This window comes from Streptomyces sp. NPDC002619, from assembly GCF_042889305.1.
Taxonomy (GTDB): domain Bacteria; phylum Actinomycetota; class Actinomycetes; order Streptomycetales; family Streptomycetaceae; genus Streptomyces.
The window spans coordinates 25,318-44,913 of the sequence record NZ_JBIAQV010000016.1 but is presented as its reverse complement, the minus strand read 5'-3'; the positions used below and the strand labels follow the sequence as shown (position 1 = coordinate 44,913).

Genomic DNA, 19,596 nt, shown 5'->3' with positions numbered 1-19,596 from the left:
GTGTGGGCCTTCCAGTGGGTGGAGACTCAAGGAGCGCCGTGATGGAGACTTTGCGGGACATTCTCGACGCGGCGGCACGAGGTGTCTTCCCGCCCGCGGACGGCGGTACGACCGTGGTGCCGCAGCCCTCGCACCGGGACGCGGGCGTGCTCTCCTTCACCGCGCACTCCGTCGTGTTCACCGACGAGGACCCCGAGTGGGTGCGCGAGACGCTGCGCGCCGCCGACTGCGACCGGCTGGCCGCGACCATGAACGCCCGGTTCCTCATGGCCTTCCTGGCGCGCACAGGACGCCGGCACGACACGATCGACGCGCTCCTGACCGCCTCTCCCCTGCCGGGTGAGCCACCGCTCGCTCTGAAGGAGATCAGCGACCCCGGCCACTCCCGGATCGCGTACGCCCGGCGGCGGCGCGACGATGTGCGCGCGTGGACGGCGGACGGGGGCGTGGTGGTGCTCGGGCGCGGGGTCGCCAGGCGGCTCGAGGTGTCCGTGGAGGTGGACGAGGCGGTACGGCACCGGGGGCTGGGGCGGCTGCTGGTGACCGCGGCCCGTCATCTGACCGACGAGCCGCTGTGGGCCCAGGTCTCGCCGGGGAACGCCCGCAGCATGCGGGCATTCCAAGCTGCGGGCTATGCGCCGGCGGGGGCGGAGGCACTGTTCCTGGCCGCCGCGGGCCCCGTCGGCCTCCAGGACTTGTAGAGGTCGTGGTCGTACGTCGTGGAGACGTACGGCGAGGGCTGGTTGACCAGCACGTACTTCTCGATGTCGTACTGGCCGCCGATGACGTCCTTGGGGTAGAAGCCCTCGTTGAAGATGACCGCGGGGGGCGCGGTTGTCGCTGCGTCAGAGGGTGCCGCAGGTGGTGCGCCACACGGGCTTCGGGGTGATCCTGGCGACGTCCACGCGCCGGGCGGCGGCGGTGACCTGCCGCCGGACGCTGGTGTTGATCATGCGCAGCACGATGTCGGTTCCACGGCGGCGCGGCGCGGACCGTCACCCGAACCCAAGGTCCCCCGTCGCCCCGAGTCGCCCCCGCTCAGCGGAAGATGCCGGTGTGCCCGAGCGAGTAGCGGCCGGGCTGCGGGTAGACGGCGAGACCGTGCGGGCCGTTGCCGACCTTGATGCGGGCCCGCAGGGTCCCGGTGCGGGTGTCGATGGCGTACACCTCGGAGTTGTAACGGCCCGACAGCCACAGGGTCTTGCCGTCCGCCGAGAGACCGCCCATGTCGGGGCTGCCGCCGCCGGGCAGATGCCACTTGGCGGTGAGCCGGTTCCGGTCGAAGTCGAAGAGGGAGATGGTGCCCTCGCCCCGGTTGGAGATGTACATCACGCGGGAGTCCCGGCTGACGTAGAGGCCGTGGGCGCCCTTGCCGGTGGCGAGGAACGTGGGCTTGGCGAAGGTGTCGCCGTTCAGGATCCACACGCCGCCGGCCATCATGTCGGCGATGTAGAAGCGCTTGCCGTCGGGCGAGACCTTGACGTCCTGCGGCATCGCCCCGTGGAGGGGGAGCCTCTCCTGCGAGACGACCTTCATCTTCGCGGTGTCGACCTTGAGGATCTCGCCGCTGAACTCGCAGGAGACGATGAAGTAGCGGCCGTCGAGGGAGAAGTCGGCGTGGTTGACGCCATAGCAGCTGACCGGGACGGTCTTCACGCGCTTCATGGTGTGCGCGTCGCGGAAGACGAGTTCGCGGTCGAGGGACGCCATGACGACGGCGTACTTGCCGTCGGGCGTGAAGTAGAGGTTGTACGGGTCGTGGACGGAGACCGCCTTGCCCGCCTTCCCGGTCCTGGCGTCGATGGGGGTGAGGCTGTTGCCGCGGTCGTTGTTGACCCACAGCGTCTTCAGGTCCCAGGAGGGGACGACGTGCTGCGGCTGGACGCCGACCCGGATGGTCTCGACGACCCTGTACGTCGCCGGGTCGATCACCGAGACCGTGTTGGAGTTGGTGTTGGGGACGTAGATCCGGGACGGGAAGTCCCTGACCACCGGGGACAGGTGGTTCGGGCGGTCGGCGGCGTAGACGTCATCCGGGTCGAGCACGGGCGGCATCCCGGCCAGGCCGTCGACGGCCTGCTGCCTGTGCGGGGGTTTGACGGGTGCCGCGCTGCCGAGGGACTCGTTCTCGCGGTGCTGGGTGCCGGCGCTGCAGCTGGGCAGCAGGGTCAGGGCGGCGAGGGCGGCGCCGGCGGCCAGGACGCGGGCGGTGTGGTGGTAACGCATCAGCTCAGCAGCTCCGTGGTGGTGACCGCGCGCAGTCCGCGGCGGTCGAGTTCTTGGAGTACGGCGGGAAGGGCGGCGACCGTGTCCGGGTAGCCGAAGTGCAGGCTCACGACGGAGCCGCCTCGGACCTCGGCGAGGATCTTGCGGGTGACGGCGGGAGCGCCGGGCCGGGTGTAGTCGAGCGAGTCGACGTCGTACGACAGCACGTGCGGGTAGCCCGCGGCGCGGGCCAGCCGGGTCACGAGCGGGGAGGCGGTCGGGGCCCGGGACGGGCGGAACCAGGTGCCGATGGAGCCGGTGAGCCTGCGCAGACGGTCCGCGCACTCGGTGATCTCAGCACGCGCGCCGGACTCGGACAGGGCGTTGACGGCGATGTGCCGCTGGGTGTGGTTGCCCAGGTCATGGCCGCCGTCGAGGATGCGGCGGGCGATCTCGGGGTGTTCGTCGAGCCAGCTGCCCACGGCGAGCACGGTGATGTAGGCGCCGTGCCGCTCGGCCTCGTCGAGCAGCTTCCCGGCGAGGGCGGGGTCGCCCTGGCCGTGGAAGGTGAGGGCGACCCGGGGGCGGTCGCGGGGGCCGTGGGTGATCTGGCCCGGCTGCCGAGGGAAGGCGCGGGGGGCCGGGGCGGCGAGCGGGGTGGCTCCGGCGGGGGTGTGTGAGGGGGCGTTCGGGGAGGTGTGCGCAGGGGTCGGGTGAGCGGTGGTGTCCGTGGCTGTCGAGCATCCGGCAGCGAGGGCGCCCCCGGCGACGAGCCCGGCACCCGCACGCAACGCCCCGCGGCGGTCGGTCGTGGTCACGCGACCATTTAAGGGGCGACAGGTAAGAAAACCGCCGATTGCCCCGAACGGGGCGGGTTTCTGAGTCGTGGTCAGCCGGCCCGCTCGCGACCGCACGCCTCAGCGATCGATGACCTTCATCTCGAACCACGTCGTCTTGCCGCGCGGCAGCAGGTCCACGCCCCAGCGATCGGCCAGCGTGTCCACGAGGAACAGGCCCCGCCCGCTGATGTCCAGTTCCTGGACCGGCATCAGACACGGCAGCCCGCGTGAGGGGTCGCGGACCTCGAAGCGGATCCAGCCGCGGCGGCGGCGCATCCGGAGGCCGAAGACGCGGGCGCCGGTGTGCCGTACGGCGTTGCCGACGAGTTCGGAGACGAGTAAGACGGCGTCCTCGGTCAGCTTGGGGGTGAGGCCCCACTGACGCAGAACGACGACCTGGGCGAGCCTGCGGGCCGTGGCGGCGGACTCGGGGCGGGACGGGAGCGGGACCTCGGCCTCGGTCGGGTTGCCGTACAACTCCAGTGCCCTGAGCGCCCGTTCGTCCTCGGCCGCGGGCGACCAGCGCGCCGCGGTCGCACGGCTGTCTCCCCGCGGCTGTTCGATGCCCTCCAGCCCCGCCATGCCCCCATCATGGAGGCAGGGAGCGGCCTCCGGGGTCGTTCCGGAGGAATCCACCCCCCGGAATCCTTCATTCCGAGACCTCGGTTCGGCATATGCCGACGGCACGTCAGGGCCTGTCGCGGCCCCGCCGACCTGCGCAGACGCCTCACTCTCGGGCAATCGACAGGCCTCCTCGACGAGGCAGGCTTAAGGATGCTTTAAGGTTCCCATAAACCGCCCCATCGAGGGACCCGGATCAGACATCGCGTCAAATACAGGTGGTTCAGCGGGAGTTCCAGAAGAACTCAGAGGAACTTGGCCTTGCCCGGCCCCTCTTCCACGAAGCTCCGCATGCCCCGCTCGCGGTCCTCGGTGGCGAACAGCCCTGCGAACCAGTTCCGTTCGACGGCGAGCCCGGTCTCGAGGTCCGTCTCGATCCCGGTGTCGATGGATTCCTTCGCCGCCCGCAGCGCGATCGCCGGGCCCTGCGCGAGCTTCGCGGCCCAGGCGTGCGCCTCGGCGTACACCTCGGCGGCCGGGACGACCCGGTCGACCAGGCCGATCGTGAGCGCCTCGTCGGCCTTGACCATCCGGCCCGTGAAGATCAGGTCCTTGGCCTTGGAGGGGCCGACCAGCCGGGGCAGTCGCTGGGTGCCGCCGGCGCCCGGGATCAGGCCGAGGAGGATCTCCGGCTGGCCGAGCTTGGCGTTGTCGGCGGCGATGCGGTAATCGGCGCAGAGGGCGAGTTCGCAGCCCCCGCCGAGCGCGTACCCGGTGATCGCCGCGACGACCGGCTTGGGGATACGGGCCACGGCGCTGAAGGAGTCCTGCAGGGCGCGGGCGCGCAGGACCATCGCGGTGTGGTCCATGTTCTGCATCTCCTTGATGTCCGCGCCCGCCGCGAACACCTTCTCCCCGCCGTAGATCACCACGGCGCGCACGTCGTCGCGGCGCGTGGCCTCCTCGGCGAGTTCCTTGAGCCGGTCCTGCGTGGCGACGTCCAGCGCGTTCATGGGCGGGCGGTCGAGGCGGAGGACACCGACGCCTTCGGCGACTTCGAGATTCACGGTCATGCTCCGCAGGTTAGCGGTCGTTCACGCGGCACGGGAGACGCGGCCCGTGAGCCGTACGAAACGAGATTTCCCGTGGCCCGACAACGACGAGGGGGCGGGACGCCCAAGCGCCCCGCCCCCTTCACGCCGTTCGCGCGACCGCTTACACCGTCCACTTCTCCCACGACATGTTCCAGCCGTTGAGCCCGTTGGCCGGGTCCACGGTGCGGTCGTTGGAGTTCTTGACGACCACCACGTCGCCGGACATCGAGTGGTTGAAGAACCAGGCCGCCGGAACGTTCTTGTCCCAGCCGCCGCGCACGTCGCGCAGGCCGATGCAGCCGTGGCTGGCGTTGTAGTTGCCGAAGGCGCCGCCGCCCCAGTAGTTGCCGTGGATGAAGGTGCCGGAGTCCGTCAGGCGGATGGCGTGCGGAACGTCCTTGATGTCGTACTCGCCGCCGTAACCGACGGTCTCGCCGTTCATGCGGGTCACCGTGAGCTTCTCGCGCATGACCATCTGGCCGTTCCAGGTGTCGTAGCCGGGCTTGCCGGTGGTGACCGGGATGGTCTTGATGGTCTTGCCGTCCTGCGTGACCTTCATCATGTGCTTCTTGGCGTCCACGTACGAGACCTGATTGCGGCCGATGGTGAACTTCACGGTCTTGGCCTGCTTGCCGTAGACGCCCGGACGGCCCTCGACTCCGTCGAGGTCGAGCTCGACGGTGACCTTGGTGCCTTCCTTCCAGTATTTCTCCGGGCGGAAGTCCAGGCGGTCGTTGCCGAACCAGTGGCCCTCGACGTCGACGGCCGGCTCCGTCTTGATCTTGATGGCCTTCTCCACCTGGTCCGGGTGCGTGATGCCCCGGGTGAAGCGGAGGGAGAACGGCATGCCGACGCCGACCGTGGAGCCGTCCTCGGGCGTGAAGTAGCCGATGAAGGTGTTCTGCGGTGTCAGTGTGGTGAAGCTGGAGTCCTCGGCGGCCTCGCGGCCCGCGGAGTCCTTGGCGACCGCGTGCACCGTGTACTTGGTGGACGCGGCCAGATGGGTCGAGGGCGTCCAGCCGGCGCCGCCGCCCGTGATGCTGCCGTCGACCTTCGCGCCCTTGGCGTCCTTGACCTCGACCTCGGTCAACTTGCCCTTGGCGGCGGTCACCTTGAGGGCGCCGCTGGTGTCGACCGACTTGGCGCCGTCCTTGGGCGCGATGGTGACGACGGCGTCCGACTGCTTGCTCTGCTGTGTCGCCGAGCCCTTGTCCTTGCCCCCTCCGGAACCGGACGCCCCCGAGTCCGATCCTCCCCCGCCGCACGCAGTGACGGCCATGAGCACGACGCCGGCCATCAGCACCAGCCCCTTGCGGCCTCGGCCCCGCCCCAGCGCCCCCGATATAGGCCCCACGTTCAAGTTGTCTCCCCTCGCCGGGCCTGGTCAGGCCCGAGCCCCGGCGCGTCCCACGCACGCCCAGGCGCATATTAACTGCAAGGTTTTTGGCATCGTGTCAGTCAAAGGTCACCGTTCTGTCGCAACTTCAACTGCCTGACTTTCTCGGCTCCCACCTGGTTATTTCACCGCGCTGCCGGCCTTCCATTCCTTCCAGGCCATGTTCCATCCGCTGAGCCCGTTGTCGGGCGAGACCTTCTTGTCCTTGCTGTTGACGACCTCGACGACGTCACCGATGAGACTGCGGTCGAAGAACCAGCCCGCGGGCGTGTCCGAACTGCCGCCCTTCACATCGCGCAGACCCACACAGCCGTGGCTGACGTTGACGTTGCCGGGGGCGTCCGGCGACCAGTAGTTGCCGTGCAGGAAGGTGCCGGAGTCGGTGAGCCTCATGGCGTGCGGGACGTCGGGGATGTCGTACTCGCCGCCGAAGCCGACCGTCTGGCCGTTCATACGGGTGACCTCGAGCATGTCCATCACCACCATCTTCCCGTTGTAGGTGGTGGTCTTGGGGGCGCCGGCCGTGATCGGCACGGTCGCCAGGAGTGCGTTGTCGCGCCTGACCTCCATCGTGTGCGCGGCCGCATCCACCAGCGAGACCTGGCTGCGGCCGACGGTGAAGCCCAACGTCTTGAATTGCAGCCCGTACACGCCGCGCGCCGCCTCGACGTCGCGCAGCCGCAGGTCGACGGTGACCTGGGTGCCGGGCTTCCAGTAGTGCTCGGGACGGAAGTCCAGACGGTTCTTGCCGAACCAGTGGGGCCGGATCTCGACGGCGGGCTTCGCCGTGATGCGTACGGCGCGTTCGACTTCGGCGCGGTTCGCGATCTCCCGGCTGAAGGCCAGCGAGACGATCATTCCGGTGCCGACCGTGGAACGGTTCTCCGGGGTGACGTACGCGATGAACCGCTCCTGGGGGACGTACGTCGTGAACGTGGTGTGCCGGGCCGAGCGGCGCCCCCGGCCGTCCAGCGCGACCACGTCCACCGTGTACTTGGCGGCCAGCGCCAGTTGCCGTTCGTCGGGTTCCCAGGTCATGCCGTCGTCGGTGATGTGCCCGCGCACCGGGGTGTTCTGGGCGTCCTGGGACCGGACGACGCTCACCGACTCGAGTCGCCCGTCGGACACACGTACGCGCAGCCGTTCGGCGGAGCGCACGCCCTTGCTGCCGTCGTCCGGGGTCACCCGGATGACATCTTCGGGCGCCGCGGGTTTGCCCAGCACGTCGTCCAGTCCCGCCCCGCCGATGCCGTCGGAAGTGCAGCCGGCCGCTCCGGCCAGCAGCCCTGCCCAGGTCAGTACCGCGGCCAGTGCCGCCACCGCGCGCCGTGCGCGCCCTTGTGCATTCCTCACGCGTGGCACAACGACCGGCCCCGCCCTGGGGAAACGTGAGTGCGACGCAACCGGTGGGCAGAAGAGTGGGGAGGACGAGTTGGGGAGCCGCCGCGCCCGCGCGAGCCGTCGGGGGCGCAGCCGTGCCGTTCGGTCGTATGCGCTCCGGGCCCTGAGGGGCGCGGACGGACCGCCCGGCGCGGGCCGAGTGCGCCCCGGAGGCGGACCAGCCGACACTAAGGGGCCGACAGGTGACGAGCGCAGCCGAGCAGCGGGCAGTGGCTCAGGAGCGGGCCGCCCAGGGCGCCCACCCGGAGGCCGTGGTGAACGGCGCCCGGCGCGCCACGCCCCCCACCGTGTCCGCCCGACCAGGTACGCCCACCCCACTGGGGGCCCGCTTCCGGGTCGGCCCTGACGCGGTCGCCGGCACCAACTTCGCGCTCTGGGCGGCCGGAGCGGAAGCGGTCCAGCTCTGCCTCTTCGACGAGCGGGGCCGGGAGACCCGGGTGCGGCTGACCGAGCTGACGCACGAGATCTGGCACGGCTTCGTGCCGGGCGTGATGCCCGGCCAGCGCTACGGATTCCGGGTGGACGGCCGCTGGGACCCGTGGATCGGCGCCCGCTGGAACCCGGCGAAGCTGCTCCTGGACCCCTACGCGCGTGCGGTCGACGGTGAGTTCAGCCTGCCGCCGGAGGTGTACGGGCATGTGCGGGACTGGCCCGAGCAGCAGGTCGCGGACACCGTGCGCGACGACCGGGACTCGGCGCCGTACGTCCCGAAGGGCGTCGTCGTCCACGATGACGACGACTGGTCCGACGACCACCGCCCCAAGACGCCGTGGGCGGACTCGGTCATCTACGAACTGCACGTGCGCGGCTTCACCAGACTGCACCCGGGGATTCCGGAGAAGTTGCGCGGCACGTACGCCGGTCTCGCGCACCCGGCGGCCATAGAGCACCTGACCGCTCTGGGCGTGACGGCGGTGGAGCTGCTGCCGGTGCACCAGTTCGCGCACGAGGACCACCTGCTGCGCCGGGGCCTGACGAACTACTGGGGCTACAACTCCATCGGCTACTTCGCCCCGCACGCGGCCTACGCCGCCTCGGGTACGACGGGACAGCAGGTCGGCGAGTTCAAGCGGATGGTCCGCGCACTGCACGAGGCCGGTATCGAGGTCATCCTCGACGTCGTCTACAACCACACGGCGGAGGCGGGCGAGCTGGGCCCGACGCTCTCCCTGAAGGGCATCGACAACCGCGGCTACTACCGCCTCCAGAACGACGCCCGCCGCTACGCCGACTACACCGGCTGCGGCAACACCCTGCACGTCGTCCAGCCGCAGGTGCTGCGCCTGATCACCGACTCGCTGCGCTACTGGGTCACCGAGATGGGCGTGGACGGCTTCCGTTTCGACCTGGCGGCGGCGCTGGCCCGCTCGATGCACGACGTCGACATGCTGTCCCCGTTCCTCGCGGTGATCGCCCAGGACCCGGTGCTGCGCCGGGTGAAGCTGATCGCCGAGCCCTGGGACATCGGCTCGGGCGGCTACCAGGTGGGCGCCTTTCCGCCACTGTGGACGGAGTGGAACGACCGCTACCGCGACGCCGTCCGCGACTTCTGGCGCGGCGCGCTCCCGGACGTCCGTGACCTCGGCTATCGCCTGTCGGGCTCCAGCGACCTGTACGCATGGGGCGGACGCCGCCCCTACGCCTCCGTCAACTTCATCACCGCGCACGACGGTTTCACCCTGCGCGACCTGGTGTCGTACGAGAGCAAGCACAACGAGGCCAACGGCGAGGGCAACCGCGACGGCACGAACGACAACCGGGCATGGAACTGCGGCGCGGAGGGAGAGACGGACAAGGAGCGTGTACGGTCGCTGCGGCGCCGCCAATTGCGGAACCTGCTCACCACACTTCTGCTGTCCACGGGCGTGCCGATGCTGGTGGCGGGCGACGAACTGGGCCGCACCCAGCGCGGCAACAACAACGCCTACTGCCAGGACAACGAGGTCAGCTGGCTGGACTGGACCCTGCTGGAGGACCCCGGCTGGCGGGCCCTGTTCCACCTGACGTCCCGTCTGATCGCCCTGCGCCACCGCCATCCGGTGCTGCGCCGCCGCGCGTTCTTCTCCGGCCGGGCCCATTCGGCGGACGGGCTGCGGGACCTGGCCTGGTTCACGGCGCGGGGCGAGGAGATGACGGAGGGCGACTGGTACGCCCCCGCGGCCACGCTCGGCATGTACCTGTCCGGCCGGGACATACCGGGCCGGGACGAGCAGGGCGCCCCCATCCTCGACGACAGCTTCCTCGCCGTCCTGCACACGGGCGACCGCCCGGCGAGCTTCGTACTGCCGGGTCCACCCTGGGCGGAGAGCTACGAGGTGGTCGTCGACACATCACGGGAGGAGCAGGAGGAGGCACCGGGGGTGGTGCACACGGCCGGGGCGAGCGTCATGGTGGCTGAGCGGTCGGTGATGCTGCTGCGGGTGATCGGCTGACCGCGGAATTCGCTGTCGGCCGATGCCGCCGTACGACTCCTCGAACACTCCCCCAAGCTCTCGGCTTCGCTCGAGCAGGGGGGACCCCCAGGTCGTAGGTCCAGCGGCGGATCCGGGTCCGGCCAAAACTCGGTGGGCGTTGTCAGTGGCGAACCGTAGGCTCGCTGCTGATGTCGACGACACGTGCAACCGCCGAGGACCCCCGACAACGATCCGCCGTACGCACGCTCCTGCGCCTGTGGCCGTATGTACGGCCCGTGCGGGTGCGGCTGTTCACCGCCGCGCTCGTGGCCGTGGTCGCCTCCTGTACGGGGCTGGTGATCCCGCTCGTCCTGAAGTGGCTCGTGGACGGGCCGGTGGCCGACCGGGACACGCGCGGGGTGTGGCTCGGCGCCCTGTACCTGCTGCTGCTCGGCATCGCGGAGGCGGTGCTGTTCGGGGTGCGGCGCTGGCTGGTGGCGCGGCCGCTGTCGCACGTCGAGGCGGAGATGCGGGCGGATCTGTACCGGCATCTGCAGCGGCTTCCGGTGTCCTTCCACGACCGGTGGGCGTCCGGCCAGCTGCTCTCGCGCGGCACGACCGACCTGATGCTGCTGCGCATGTTCCTCGCGTTTCCGCTGACGTTCCTGCTGGTCAACGCGGTGACCATTCTCGTCGGCGTGGTGATCATGCTGATGCAGGACTGGACGCTGGGGCTGGTCATCCTGGGGCCCGCGGTGCCCGTGATGTGGACGTGCATGGTCTTCGAACGGCGGTACGCGGAGGTGGCACGGCTGGCCCAGGACCAGGTCGGGGACCTGACGACGGTCGTCGAGGAGAGCGTGCTCGGCATCCGCATCGTCAAGGGGTTCGGCCGGCACCGCAGTCAGGCACGGGCGTTCCAGAAGCTGTCGTGGACGCTGCGGGGGACGGAACTGCGCAAGGCACGGCTGCTGGCCACGATCTGGGGTGTCATCGTGACGCTTCCGGAGGTCGCCATCGGGGCGGCGCTGGTGTTGGGGACCGTTCAGGTGGCGGACGGGGAGTTGTCCGCGGGGACGCTGGTTGCCTTTTTGAGTACGGCCCTTGCCCTGCGGTGGCCTGTGGACTCGATCGGGTTTCTGCTGGCGATGACGCAGGAGGCGGCGACTGCTACTGAGCGGTATTTCGAGGTGATGGACGGGGAACCCGAGTCCGTAACTACGGGCAGTCGTGCCGCTGGGGCGGCACCCGTCCCACAGAAAGCGGCTCGTGACGCCGAGTCGCGTGGCCTCCGGTTCCACAACGTACGGTTCCGTTACCCCGACGCCGCCTCCGACTCCCCGCCCACCCTCGACCTCATCGACCTCCACATCCGCCCCGGTGAATCCATGGCCCTCGTCGGGGCCACCGGTAGTGGCAAGACCACCCTGACGGCCCTCGTGCCGCGGCTGCACGAAGTGACATCCGGGCGGATCACCCTCGACGGCGAGGACATCACCGCCATGTCCCGCGAAGCGCTCCGCACACTCGTCGCCGTAGCCTTCGAGGAGCCCACCCTGTTCTCCGCGAGTGTCGGGGAGAACGTGCTGATGGGGGCCGACGGGGCCGCCGGTGAGCCCGAGCTGGCGCGGGCCCTCGCCGTCGCGCAGGCCGAGTTCGCGCACGCGTTGCCGCAGGGCACGGACACCCAGGTCGGCGAGCAGGGGCTGAGCCTCTCCGGCGGGCAGCGGCAGCGCCTCGCGCTCGCGCGAGCCGTCGTCGGCACGCCCAGGTTCCTCGTGCTCGACGACCCGCTCTCCGCCCTGGACGTCCACACCGAGGCCGCCGTCGAGGCTGCCCTGCGGCAGGTGCTGGCGGGCACCACGGCCCTGATCGTGGCCCACCGCCCCTCCACCGTGCTGCTCGCCGACCGCGTCGCCCTGCTCTCCGGCGGCCGGATCACCGCCGTCGGCACCCATCACGAACTGCTGCGCACGAACCCCGAGTACGCCCACCTGATGTCAGGGGAACAGGAGCAGGAGGACGCCGCCCGATGACCGCCCCCACCACAACCGTCCCCGCCACCAGCGACGAGGACGACCTCCCCCGGCCGCACGACTCCGGCGACCCCTTCGACCGCGACGTCCTGCCCACCCCGCCCGGTGCCACGGCCACCCTGTTGCGTTCGCTGCTCGCCCCGATGAAGGCGCGGGTCGGCGTCACGACGCTCCTGCTGCTGCTCCAGCAGGCGGCCGTGCAGGCGGGCCCGCTGCTGGTGGCGTACGCCATCGACAGTGTCGTACCGGCGTTCCGGGACCACGACCACGGACCGCTCGTCGCCGTGGGAGCGGGTTATCTGCTGTGTGCCCTCGTCGCCGGCCTGCTCCAGTACGCGTTCATCGAGGCCTCCGCGCGCGTCAACCAGGACGTGCTGCTCGATCTGCGCGGCCGGATCTTCCGGCACGCGCAGGCGCTGAGCGTCGACTTCCACGAGCGGTACACCTCCGGCCGGCTCATCTCGCGCTCCACGACGGACGTCGAGTCGCTGCGCGAGCTGCTCAGCGAGGGCCTGCAGGAACTGGTCACGGTCGTCCTGTCCTTCGTCTACATCTCGGCGATGCTGCTCTGGCTGGACCTGGGCCTGGGCGCGGTCGCGGTGGCCTCGTTCGTGCCGCTGTATCTGCTCGTACGGCTCTATCAGCGGCGCGCGGGACGGGTGTTCAAGGCACGGTCCACGGCGATCGCGGCCGTGATCGTGAAGTTCGTGGAGACGATGAACGGCATCCGGCCGGTGCGCACGTTCCGCCGCGAGGCCGCGAACGAGGCCGACTTCCGGGTCCTGAACCGGCGGCACGAGCGGACGAACGGCGATGCGCTCCTGGAGATGGCCCGCTATGTCGTCGGCTCCCGGCTGGTGGCCAACACGGCCGTCGCGGTGATCGTCCTGTGGGGCGCGTTCCGGGTGGCGAACGGCTCGCTGGAGCTGGGTGTGCTGGCGGCGGCGGTGCTGTATCTGCGGCGGCTGTACGACCCGATCGACCGGCTGGGCATGTTCCTGAACTCGTACCAGTCGGCGGCGGCCTCGCTGGAGAAGATCGCGGGTCTGCTGGCCCAGACGCCGTCCGTGCCCGAGCCGTCGGCGCCCCGGGAACTGCCCCCGCTGGAGGGCGAACACCCCGGTCGCGAGGTCGTCTTCGACGGTGTCCGCTTCGCCTATCGCACGGGCGGCGAGGTCCTGCCCCGCTTCGGCCTGACGATCCCGGCAGGACAGACGGTCGCGGTCGTCGGTTCGACGGGCGCGGGCAAGTCGACCCTGGCCAAGCTGCTCGCGCGCTTCTACGACCCCTCCGACGGCCGGGTCCTGCTCGACGGCGTGGATCTGCGCGAGCTGTCCCTGTCCGAGCTGCGGCGCGGGGTGGTGATGGTGACGCAGGAGGCGTTCCTGTTCTCCGGGACGGTCGCCGAGAACATCGCCATCGGGCGGCCGGACGCCACTCGCGAGGAGATCGAGCGTGCCGCGAAGGCCATCGGCGCCCATGAGTTCATCAGCGCCCTGCCCGACGGCTACGACACGGACGTACGCAAGCGTGGCGGCCGTATCTCGGCAGGTCAGCGCCAACTGGTCGCGTTCGCACGGGCGTTGCTCGCCGACCCGGCGGTGCTGATCCTCGACGAGGCGACCAGCTCGCTCGACGTGCCGGGTGAACGGGCGGTGCAGCGCGCGATGTCGACGGTCCTCAAGGGCCGTACGGCCGTCGTCATCGCCCATCGGCTGTCCACCGTCGAGATCGCCGACCGGGTGCTGGTGATGGAGCACGGCCGGATCGTCGAGGACGGCGAACCGGCCGAACTCATCGCCGGGACGGGCCGGTTCGCCGATCTGCACCGGGCGTGGCGGGACAGTCTGGCGTGACGGTACGGGGACGGGGGCAGCGATGATCGACGCGTACGAGGAGCCTGGCGAGCCCGACTGTCGTGGCGGCTGGCGGTTTCTGTGGTGGCTGGTGCTGCGCCAGCCGGGGCGGTCGCTGGCCGGGGCGGTGCTGGCCAGCACCTGGATGGTGCTGATGGCCGCGGCGCCGTATCTGATGTCCCGGGCGATCGACGACGGGCTCGTGGCCGGTGACCTGGGCGCGCTGGCGTGGTGGTGCGGGGTGCTGTTCCTGGTCGGGGCGTTCAACTCGTGGGTGAGCATCATGCGGCACCGGATGATGACGCGGGTGCGGATGGACGCCAACTTCCGCACGGTGAAGGTGGTGGTGGGGCACGCGATCCGGCTGGGTGCGGCGCTGCCGCGCCGGGCCGGGGCCGGGGAGGTCGTGACGATCGGGGTCGGCGACGTGCGGACGATCTCCGAGTCGCTGACCGTCGTCGGGCCCGGGGTGGGCTCGGTGGTGGTGTACGGCGTGGTGGCCGGGTTGCTGCTGTCGATCTCGGCGCCGCTGGCCGCGGTGGTGCTGCTCGGGGTGCCGGTGATCGTGCTGGTCGCGGGGCCGCTGACGGTGCGGCTGCAGGGCGCGGAGACCGAGTACCGGGAGCGGCAGGGTGTGCTGACCGCCCGGATCGGAGATCTCGCGGGCGGGCTGCGCGTGCTCAACGGGCTCGGCGGCAAGGGGCTGTTCGCGGACGCCTTCCGGCGCGACTCGCGGCGGCTGCGCGAACAGGGCTACCGGGTGGGCGCGGTGGCCAGCTGGGTGCAGGCGCTCGGGGTGGGGCTGCCGACGCTGTTCCTGGCGGCGGTGACCTGGCTCGCGGCCCGGACGGCGGCCCAAGGGGAGCTGACCATCGGTGAGTTGGTGTCGGTGTACGGCTATGTCGCGGTCCTGGTGGGCCCGGTGGCGTTCCTGCTGGAGATGGGCTACCAGCTCAGCCGGGGCGTGGTGGCCGCGCGTCGGGTCGTACGGCTGCTGCGCCTGGAGCCGGAGCCGGACCGGGGCACGCGGCCCGCGCCGGGTGAGCCGTCCGTGCTGTACGACCCGGAGTCGGGTGTGCGGGTGACGCCTGGGCGGCTGACGGCACTGGCCGGTGCCCGGCCCGCCGACGTCGCCGGCGTGGTGGACCGCCTCGGCCGTTACACGCCGTCGGCCGCCACCTGGGGCGGGACACGGCTCGACGCGGTGCCGCTGACCGAGGTGCGGGCGCGGATCCTGGTCGCCGACAACGAGGCGGACCTGTTCGCCGGAACGCTCGGGGAGGTGGTCGCCGGGCGGGGCGCACCGGACGAGGAGGCGGTACGACGGGCCGTGCACGCGGCGGCCGCCGACGACATCGTGCAGGGTCTGCCGGACGGCCTCGACTCGCCGGTGACCGCACAGGGCCGCAGCCTGTCCGGCGGTCAGCGGCAGCGGATGCGACTGGTGCGGGCGCTGCTGGCCGACCCCGAGGTGCTGCTCGCCGTGGAACCGACGTCGGCGCTGGACGCCCACACGGAGGCCACGGTCGCCGAGCGACTGCGGGAGGCACGCGCGGGCCGTACGACCGTGGTGACCACGACGTCCCCGCTGGTGCTGGACCGCGCCGACACCGTCCACTACCTGGTCGACGGCAAACTCGCCGCCAGCGGCAGCCACCGCGAGCTACTGGCGCGGGAGCCCGGCTACCGGGCCCTCGTGGCACGCGACGCCGAGGAGGTCGTACGGTGACGGCGCCCGTGGGCCGGCTGCCGGTCGCCGGGCGGGGTGACGTGCGGCGGGCCACCGTGCGGCTGGTGAAGGCGGACCGGCGGGCCTTCGGCGCCGCACTGGTGCTGAACGCGCTGGCCGCGTCCGCCGGTCTGGCGGGGCCGTGGCTGCTCGGGCGGATCGTGGACGAGGTGCGGGCCGGGCGCGGTGTCGGCGCGGTCGACCGGCTGGCCGTCTGGATCCTGGTGTGCTCGCTGGCCCAGCTGCTGCTGGCGCGCTGGGCCAGATACGTGGGGTACCGCTTCGGGGAGCGCACGCTGGCGCGGGTGCGCGAGGAGTTCGTCGACCGGGCGCTGGCGCTGCCCGCGGCGGCGGTCGAGCGGGCCGGCACCGGTGATCTCACCGCGCGCGGCACCGCCGACGTGGCCGCCGTCGGTACGACGCTGCGGGACGCCGGTCCGGAGCTGCTGGTCTGTGCCGTCCAGGCGCTGTTCGTGCTGGGCGCGGTGTTCGTACTCGACCCGCTGCTCGGTGCCCTGGGTGTGCTGGGGCTGACCCCGATCTGGTTCGCCCTGCGCTGGTATCTGCGCCGGGCCCGGGACGGCTATCTCGCCGAGGGGGCGGCCACTTCGGAGGTCGCCGAGATTCTCGCGGCGACCGCGACCGGGGCCCGTACGGTGGAGGCGTTCCGGCTCCAGGAGCGGCGGATCACGGCGAGCCGGGACGCGCTGGAGACGTCCCGCAGGACGCGGCTGTACACGCTGTTCCTGCGCACGGTGTTCTTCCCGGCCGTCGAGGTGTCGTACACGATCCCGGTGGCGGGGGTGCTGCTGGCCGGTGGTGTGCTGCACGCGCACGGGATGGTGGGCCTGGGCACGGTGGTCGCGTGCGCCCTGTATCTGCGGCAGTTCACCGACCCATTGGACCAGTTGCTGGTCCGGGTGGAGCAACTGCAGAGCAGCGGCGCCTCGTTCGCCCGGGTGGAGGGGCTGGCGCGGGCTCCGAGGTCCACCCCGGAGGGTGTGGCGCCGGCGCCGGCCGACGATCGTATCGACGTGACCGGGGTGCGGTATGCCTATGAGCGCGGTGGTGAGGTGCTGCGGGGGGTCGATCTGACGGTGCGGCCCGGGGAGCGGCTCGCGGTGGTCGGTCCGTCCGGCGCGGGCAAGTCGACGCTGAGCAGGCTGCTCGCGGGCGTGGACGCGCCGGGCGCGGGTTCGGTGACGGTGGGCGGGGTGCCGATCGCGGGTCTTGAGCCGGAGCGGCTGCGCCGTCAGGTGGTGCTGGTCACGCAGGAGCACCATGTCTTCCTGGGCACGGTGCGCGACAACCTGCGGATCGCCGAACCGTCGGCCACGGACGAGGAGTTGTGGGACGCGCTGGCGGCGGTCGGCGCCGCGGACTGGGTGCGGGAACTGCCCGACGGGCTCGACACCGCGCTGGGTACGGACGGCCCGGCGACCGACGGTTCCCAGGCCCAGCAACTCGCCCTGGCCCGCGTGGTGCTGGCCGACCCGCACACGCTGATCCTGGACGAGGCCACGGCCCTCCTCGACCCGGCGACGGCCCGGCACACCGAGCGCGCCCTGGCCGCCGTACTGGAGGGCCGTACGGTCATCGCGATCGCCCACCGGCTGCACACCGCGCACGACGCGGACCGGGTGGCGGTGATGGAGGACGGCCGGCTCACCGAACTCGGCACGCACGACGAGCTGGTGGCGGCCGGCAGGGCGTACGCGGCGCTGTGGCGCACCTGGCACGGGGACCCGTCCGGCGAACAGTCCGCATATCGAACCTGAACATCCGGTCAACGAAACGATTCCGGCCAAATTCCTGACGCGCTCCTGACAGGAGCCGTGATCCCCTGCCACTCTTCCCACGGCCGACTCACAGCGACCCCACAGTTGCACCGCTGTGCACGGGCCGGCCCAGCACAGGCACATGGATCCGCGCCACGCCCAGTTCTGCCCGGACGGCACATCCGGCGTCCGGATCTCCCCTGGCCGCCTGACCAGCGGTCATGCAGAAGGAGTCAGTGTTGAGAAGCAGTTCCTCTCGCGGACGCACCTCCCACACCGCGCACCGTCGCACCGCAGCCGTCGCCCTCGCGGGCGTCACCGCACTCATCGCCGCCGCCGTCCAGACCGGCGCCGCCAACGCCGCTCCAGCGGCCCCAGCCGGGAAGGCGAACCCGGCACACCTCGCCCTCGAGCTCACCCCCTCGCAGCGCGCGGAGCTGATCCGTGACGCCGGTGCCGCCAAGGCCGACACGGCCAAGGCGATAGGCCTCGGCGCGAAGGAGAAGCTGGTCGTCAAGGACGTCGTGAAGGACGCCGACGGCACCCTGCACACCCGCTACGAACGCACCTACGACGGACTCACGGTCCTCGGCGGCGACCTCGTCGTCGACACCGCGACGTCGGGTGCGACCAAGAGCGTGATCAGGGCGACGAACGCCGCCATCAAGGTCGCGAGCCTCACCCCGGCCGTCACGAAGGCGGCGGCCGAGCGGCAGGCCGTCCAACGGGCCCAGGCCCTCGGCGGCATGAAGTCGAGCGCCGACAGCTCCCGCAAGGTGATCTGGGCGGCGAGCGGCAAGCCGGTCCTGGCCTACGAAACGGTGATCGGCGGCTTCCAGGACGACGGCACACCGAACCAGCTGCACGTCATCACGGACGCCGCCACCGGCAAGGAGCTCTACCGCTACCAGGGCGTCAGAACCGGCATCGGCAACACCCAGTACAGCGGCCAGGTGACGCTGACCACGACCCAGTCGGGCTCCAACTACACCTTGACCGACGGCGCGCGCGGCGGCCACAAGACGTACAACCTGAACCACGGTTCGTCCGGCACCGGCACGCTGTTCTCGCAGACCAGTGACACCTGGGGCAACGGCACCACGTCGAACGCGGCGACGGCGGGCGCCGACGCGCACTACGGCGCCGCCGAGACCTGGGACTTCTACAAGAACACGTTCAACCGCAGCGGCATCAGGAACGACGGCGTCGGCGCCTACTCCCGGACGCACTACGGCAACTCGTACGTCAACGCGTTCTGGGACGACGGCTGCTTCTGCATGACGTACGGCGACGGCTCGGGCAACGCGGACCCGCTGACGTCGCTCGACGTGGCCGGGCACGAGATGAGCCACGGCGTCACCTCCAACACCGCGAACCTCACCTATTCCGGTGAGTCGGGCGGGTTGAACGAGGCGACCTCCGACATCTTCGGCACCGGCGTGGAGTTCTACGCCAACAACAGCTCGGACGTCGGTGACTACCTCATCGGCGAGAAGATCGACATCAACGGCGACGGCACCCCGCTGCGCTACATGGACAAGCCGAGCAAGGACGGCGCGTCCAAGGACAGCTGGTACTCGGGGATCGGCTCGGTCGACGTGCACTACTCGTCGGGCCCCGCGAACCACTTCTTCTACCTGCTGAGCGAGGGCAGCGGCGCCAAGGTCATCAACGGCGTCAGCTACAACTCGCCCACCGCGGACGGGCTTCCGGTCACCGGCATCGGCCGGGACAAGGCGCTGCAGATCTGGTACCGGGCGCTGACCACCAAGTTCACCTCGACCACCAACTACGCGGGCGCCCGCACCGGCACCCTCGCGGCGGCGGGTGAGCTGTACGGCACGACGAGCGCCGAGTACAAGGCCGTGCAGGACGCCTGGGCGGCCGTCGCGGTCGGCTCCCGTTCGGGCGGGGGCGGCGGTGGCGGCACGTCGTTCGAGAACACCACGCCGGTGTCGATCCCGGACAACGGGCCCGCGGTCACCTCGAACATCACCGTCTCGGGCAGGAGCGGAAACGCGCCGAGCAACCTCCAGGTGACGGTCGCCATCACGCACACCTGGCGCGGCGACCTGGTGATCGACCTGGTCGGCCCCTCGGGCACCTCATACCGCCTGAAGAACTTCAGCTCGTCCGACTCGGCGGACAACGTGAACGCGACCTACACGGTGAACGCTTCGTCCGAATCGGCCAATGGCACCTGGAAGTTGAAGGTCCAGGACCAGGCCGCGCAGGACGTCGGGACGATCAACAGCTGGAAGCTGACGTTCCCGTAAACCGCTTCGTACGGGTGCGGGAACAGGGCGCC

The 19,596-nt window shown here is 70.9% G+C and carries 13 protein-coding genes and 1 pseudogene; 7 read left to right on the top strand and 7 right to left on the bottom strand.

Annotated features, from left to right (window positions below):
* Window positions 1-41: 41 nt before the first annotated feature.
* Window positions 42-701, top strand: a complete 660-nt coding sequence (locus tag ACFYXB_RS24265) for a GNAT family N-acetyltransferase (RefSeq protein ID WP_389585801.1) — start codon at window positions 42-44, stop codon at window positions 699-701.
* On the opposite strand, the pseudogene ACFYXB_RS24260 reads toward ACFYXB_RS24265, so the two are convergent.
* The 7 genes and pseudogenes from ACFYXB_RS24260 to ACFYXB_RS24230 form a co-directional block, all read right to left on the bottom strand.
* Window positions 677-920: pseudogene (locus ACFYXB_RS24260) on the bottom strand (hypothetical protein); the annotation flags it as partial. The gene ACFYXB_RS24265 and the pseudogene ACFYXB_RS24260 overlap by 25 nt on opposite strands.
* Before the next feature lie 118 nt (window positions 921-1,038).
* Entirely contained in the window at window positions 1,039-2,226 is a 1,188-nt protein-coding gene (locus ACFYXB_RS24255) for a beta-propeller fold lactonase family protein (RefSeq protein WP_389585798.1), read from the bottom strand.
* Entirely contained in the window at window positions 2,226-3,023 is a 798-nt protein-coding gene (locus tag ACFYXB_RS24250; protein ID WP_389585795.1) for a polysaccharide deacetylase family protein, read from the bottom strand. The genes ACFYXB_RS24255 and ACFYXB_RS24250 overlap by 1 nt, the downstream gene beginning before the upstream one ends.
* A gap of 99 nt (window positions 3,024-3,122) precedes the next feature.
* Window positions 3,123-3,626, bottom strand: a complete 504-nt coding sequence (locus ACFYXB_RS24245) for an ATP-binding protein (RefSeq protein ID WP_389585793.1) — start codon at window positions 3,624-3,626, stop codon at window positions 3,123-3,125.
* A gap of 284 nt (window positions 3,627-3,910) precedes the next feature.
* Window positions 3,911-4,678, bottom strand: a complete 768-nt coding sequence (locus ACFYXB_RS24240; RefSeq protein ID WP_389585790.1) for an enoyl-CoA hydratase/isomerase family protein — start codon at window positions 4,676-4,678, stop codon at window positions 3,911-3,913.
* 142 nt (window positions 4,679-4,820) lie between these two features.
* Entirely contained in the window at window positions 4,821-6,059 is a 1,239-nt protein-coding gene (locus ACFYXB_RS24235) for an Ig-like domain-containing protein (RefSeq protein ID WP_389585788.1), read from the bottom strand.
* 156 nt (window positions 6,060-6,215) lie between these two features.
* Window positions 6,216-7,448: an Ig-like domain-containing protein gene (locus ACFYXB_RS24230; protein WP_389585785.1), complete on the bottom strand. Its 1,233-nt coding sequence runs from the start codon at window positions 7,446-7,448 to the stop codon at window positions 6,216-6,218.
* A gap of 230 nt (window positions 7,449-7,678) precedes the next feature.
* Here ACFYXB_RS24230 and glgX point away from each other — a divergent pair, with 230 nt between their 5' ends.
* The 6 genes from glgX to ACFYXB_RS24200 all read left to right on the top strand — a co-directional run bounded on the left by glgX (window position 7,679) and on the right by ACFYXB_RS24200 (window position 19,564).
* Window positions 7,679-9,928 carry a glycogen debranching protein GlgX gene (gene glgX, locus ACFYXB_RS24225; protein WP_389585782.1) on the top strand — a complete coding sequence of 750 codons (2,250 nt, stop codon included), beginning with the start codon at window positions 7,679-7,681 and terminating at the stop codon, window positions 9,926-9,928.
* A gap of 170 nt (window positions 9,929-10,098) precedes the next feature.
* On the top strand, window positions 10,099-11,925 hold the full coding sequence (locus ACFYXB_RS24220) for an ABC transporter ATP-binding protein (RefSeq protein WP_389585779.1): 1,827 nt from the start codon (window positions 10,099-10,101) through the stop codon (window positions 11,923-11,925).
* The gene (locus ACFYXB_RS24215; protein ID WP_389585776.1) at window positions 11,922-13,781 is read left to right on the top strand and encodes an ABC transporter ATP-binding protein; all 1,860 of its coding nucleotides are present in this window, start codon (window positions 11,922-11,924) and stop codon (window positions 13,779-13,781) included. The genes ACFYXB_RS24220 and ACFYXB_RS24215 overlap by 4 nt, the downstream gene beginning before the upstream one ends.
* A 22-nt stretch (window positions 13,782-13,803) precedes the next feature.
* Window positions 13,804-15,510: an ABC transporter ATP-binding protein gene (locus tag ACFYXB_RS24210; protein WP_389585773.1), complete on the top strand. Its 1,707-nt coding sequence runs from the start codon at window positions 13,804-13,806 to the stop codon at window positions 15,508-15,510.
* Window positions 15,507-17,288 carry an ABC transporter ATP-binding protein gene (locus tag ACFYXB_RS24205; protein WP_389585770.1) on the top strand — a complete coding sequence of 594 codons (1,782 nt, stop codon included), beginning with the start codon at window positions 15,507-15,509 and terminating at the stop codon, window positions 17,286-17,288. The genes ACFYXB_RS24210 and ACFYXB_RS24205 overlap by 4 nt, the downstream gene beginning before the upstream one ends.
* Before the next feature lie 239 nt (window positions 17,289-17,527).
* The gene (locus ACFYXB_RS24200) at window positions 17,528-19,564 is read left to right on the top strand and encodes a M4 family metallopeptidase (protein ID WP_389585767.1); all 2,037 of its coding nucleotides are present in this window, start codon (window positions 17,528-17,530) and stop codon (window positions 19,562-19,564) included.
* The last annotated feature ends 32 nt before the right edge of the window (window positions 19,565-19,596 follow it).